The sequence below is a fragment of the Romboutsia sp. genome (genome assembly GCF_035470145.1).
Taxonomy (GTDB): domain Bacteria; phylum Bacillota; class Clostridia; order Peptostreptococcales; family Peptostreptococcaceae; genus Romboutsia_D.
Map to the genome: position 1 here is coordinate 1 of NZ_DATIRC010000362.1, position 3,471 is coordinate 3,471.

Annotated in this window: 4 protein-coding genes and 1 pseudogene; all 5 read left to right on the plus strand. The window is 32.3% G+C overall.

What is annotated here, in order from left to right:
- A pseudogene (locus VLM92_RS14395) lies at positions 1-736 on the plus strand (phage portal protein); the annotation flags it as partial.
- Positions 737-739: 3 nt separating this feature from the next.
- Positions 740-1,015: a hypothetical protein gene (locus tag VLM92_RS14400; RefSeq protein ID WP_325277019.1), complete on the plus strand. Its 276-nt coding sequence runs from the start codon at positions 740-742 to the stop codon at positions 1,013-1,015.
- 36 nt (positions 1,016-1,051) lie between these two features.
- Positions 1,052-2,737 carry an HK97 family phage prohead protease gene (locus VLM92_RS14405; protein ID WP_325277020.1) on the plus strand — a complete coding sequence of 562 codons (1,686 nt, stop codon included), beginning with the start codon at positions 1,052-1,054 and terminating at the stop codon, positions 2,735-2,737.
- A 13-nt stretch (positions 2,738-2,750) separates the two neighbouring features.
- Positions 2,751-3,065 carry a DUF7253 family protein gene (locus VLM92_RS14410; protein WP_325277021.1) on the plus strand — a complete coding sequence of 105 codons (315 nt, stop codon included), beginning with the start codon at positions 2,751-2,753 and terminating at the stop codon, positions 3,063-3,065.
- A complete protein-coding gene (locus tag VLM92_RS14415) occupies positions 3,058-3,366 on the plus strand; it encodes a hypothetical protein (protein WP_325277022.1) in 309 nt (102 codons plus the stop codon). Before VLM92_RS14410 ends, VLM92_RS14415 begins: the two co-directional genes overlap by 8 nt.
- Positions 3,367-3,471 lie beyond the last annotated feature (105 nt).

Below are 3,471 nucleotides of genomic sequence, written 5' to 3' on the forward strand. Positions count from 1 at the left end.
AGGTATAGTCGAAAATCCTTTATATGCGGTAATAAACGAACCAAACTCAACAATGCAACGTTTAAAATATAAATTAAACTTATTAGATATTGTTGATGATCAAAGTGGTTCGGGTAAATTAAATATATTAGTACAACTTCCATATGCTGTAAAATCTGACGCACGTCATAGACAGGCTGAAGAAAGAATTAAAAATCTAGAGTTACAACTAACTGAGAATAAATATGGAATTGCGTATATAGACAGTACCGAAAAGATAACACAATTAAATAGACCAATAGATAATAATTTACAAACACAGGTCGAATATCTAACAAACTTATTGTATTCTCAACTCGGTATAACACAATCCATATTGGATGGAACTGCCGATGAAAGAACTATGTTAAATTATTACAACAGAACTGTTGAACCTATTGTGGCAGCTATAGTCGATGAGATGACTTATAAGTTCTTAACTAAAACTGCCAGAACTAAAAAACAAACAATACGTTATTTCAGAGATCCATTCAAAATGATTCCAATAAATGATCTAGCAGAAATATCGGATAAGTTTACACGTAATGAAATAGCTACATCGAATGAGATGAGAGATATTATAGGATGGAAACCTTCTAAAGATCCTAATGCTAATGAATTACGTAACAAGAATCTTAACCAAAATAAACAAGTTACTAACGGTCCAGCTCCAGAAGTTGAACCTTTAGATATAAACAAAGAAAAAGTGGAGGAATAAATTATGGAAAAAATATTTAATGATCACAGTGAGAAATACATTAACAGTATAGTATTCTATGGGGATACTACAGCGCTAAAGATATACTATGATAAGGAAAAACAAAATCAAGTAGCTAAAGCGGATTCGTTATATGCTTTTAATAAGGCGAGAGTTATAGTAAATGTTGACGATGTATTATATGCACCAGTTCAATGTACTGTGGATGGAGCATTAATAATACTAGACACTACTGCTGGTGTAGCTGATATTCAATTAGAAGCTGTTGTGCCTGCATAATTATAAAAAGATATAAATAAGAAGGGGGAGTCGTTGATGAGTAAGCAATACGATTTCAGTGGATGGGCAACCAAACACGATATACAATGTTCAGACCAAAGAATCATCACTAAAGATGCGTTCAAACACAACGATGGTATAACTGTACCTTTAGTATGGAACCATAGAAGAAATGAAATGGAAAACATCATAGGTAACGCCGTATTAGAACATCGAGAAGAAGGTGTATATGCATACGGCAAATTCAACCAAACACAGCAAGGTATGAATGCTAAGGAATTGGTTAAAGAAGGCGACATAACATCGTTATCCATATACGCTAATCGTCTTCAACAACAAGGCGACTATGTTTGTCATGGTGAAATAAGAGAGGTTAGTTTAGTTCTAGCGGGCGCAAACCCAGAAGCTCATATAGACTTCGTAATGGAACATTCAGATAGTGATGAAGTAAACGAATTATTCTATTATTCTAATATAGACTTAGAGCATAGTGATGGTGTCGATAAGGATCCAAAAGAAGATCCTAAAGAAGATCCTAAAGAAGACGAAACAATAAGTGATGTGGTCGATTCAATGAACGACAAACAAAAAAATGTAATGTATGCATTAATAGCTGATGCTGCAAATAAAAAAAATAATGATAATCCTAAGGGGGACGAAGATATGAAACATAATTTATTCGATGGTCAAAATGGTGGAACAAATGCTTTAGAGCATGCTGAAAAAATGCAAGAGGTTTTAAGAGATGCTAAAAGATGTGGTTCATTAAAAGAAAGTGCTTTACAACATGGTATAACTGATATAGAATTCTTATTCCCAGAAGCAAGAACTTTAAGTAATACTCCAGATTTCATACAAAGAGATCAAGGTTGGGTTGGTAAAGTAATGAAAGGTTTACATAAAATACCATTCTCAAGAGTAAAAACTGTACATGCAGATATAACAGCTGACGAAGCAAGAGCTTTAGGTTATATAAAAGGTAATCTTAAGAAGGAAGAAGTATTTACTTTATTAAAGAGAACTACTGAACCTCAAACAGTTTATGAAAAGCAAAAGTTACACAGAGATGATGTTATAGATATAACAGATATGGACATAGTAGCTTGGTTAAAACTTGAAATGAGAATGATGTTAGAAGAGGAAATAGCGAGAGCTGTACTAATAGGTGATGGTAGATTATCTTCTTCTGATGACAAAATACAGGAAGATAAAATAAGACCTATATGTAAAGATGCAGATTTATATACTGTAAAATCTGTAATAGATTTAAGTGGTGCTGCTGAGTATGATGCTGTTGATCATGCTAAGAAATTCATATCTAATTCTTTAAGAGCTAGAAAGAATTACAAGGGTTCTGGTTCTCCATCTTTATATACTACTGAAGATATGCTTACTGAAATGTTATTATTAGAAGATACAATGGGTAGAAGATTATACAATGATGAAAATGCGTTAGCAACGACATTAAGAGTTAAAGAAATAATAACTGTACCTGTTATGGAGGGCATGACTAAAGATGTGTCAGGAGCTACTCATTATGTTGATGGTATAATAGTTAATCTAGCAGACTATGGTATAGGTGCGGATAAAGGTGGAGCGGTTAATATGTTTGATGATTTCGATATAGACTACAATACTCAAAAATACTTAATTGAAACTAGATGTTCTGGAGCTATAACTAAACCTTTCTCTGCGATATCTGTAGAATCTAAGAGACCATAGTTGTATAATCAAAATGGCTAAATTTGCTGGTAAAATAGGTTTCTCGAATACGATTGAAACTTCGCCTGGAGTATGGTCTAACGAAGTGATTGAAAAAACATATGTGGGGGATGTCTTAAAGACATCTCTTAGATACCAAAATGATTTACAAATAAATGATAATGTAATATTATCGGAACGTATAAGTATAATAGCAGATATATTTGTTAATAATAATATACAAAATATAAAATATGTTATCCATATGGGAGCCAAATGGGCTGTAACTGAATTCGATGTACGATATCCGAGAATTATATTAACATTGGGAGGAGTGTATAATGGGTAATAGATTGGCGCTACATAATAAATTGTCAGAAACGCTTGGGATTACTAATTTGTATTATCAACAACCTGAAAACTATAAACTAAATTATCCTTGCATTTTATATAACCAAGAAGTTGGCGATATTAAAAAAGCGAACAATAAAGTTTATTCATATACTAAAAAATACTCGGTAACTTGTATATACAAAACTGACAATGAAAATATAATACTTGAGATGTTGGAATCATTCGAGTATTGTAAGCTAGAAAGAACATTCGTTAGTGATAATTTATATCACTATATATTTACATTATATTACTAAAAATGGGAGGAATAAATAATGGCTAAATTAATATTTGATGAAGTAGGTAAAAAGGTATATGAAGCCGGTGTCGACAGAGGCGTATTATATGTTATGGGTTCTGGC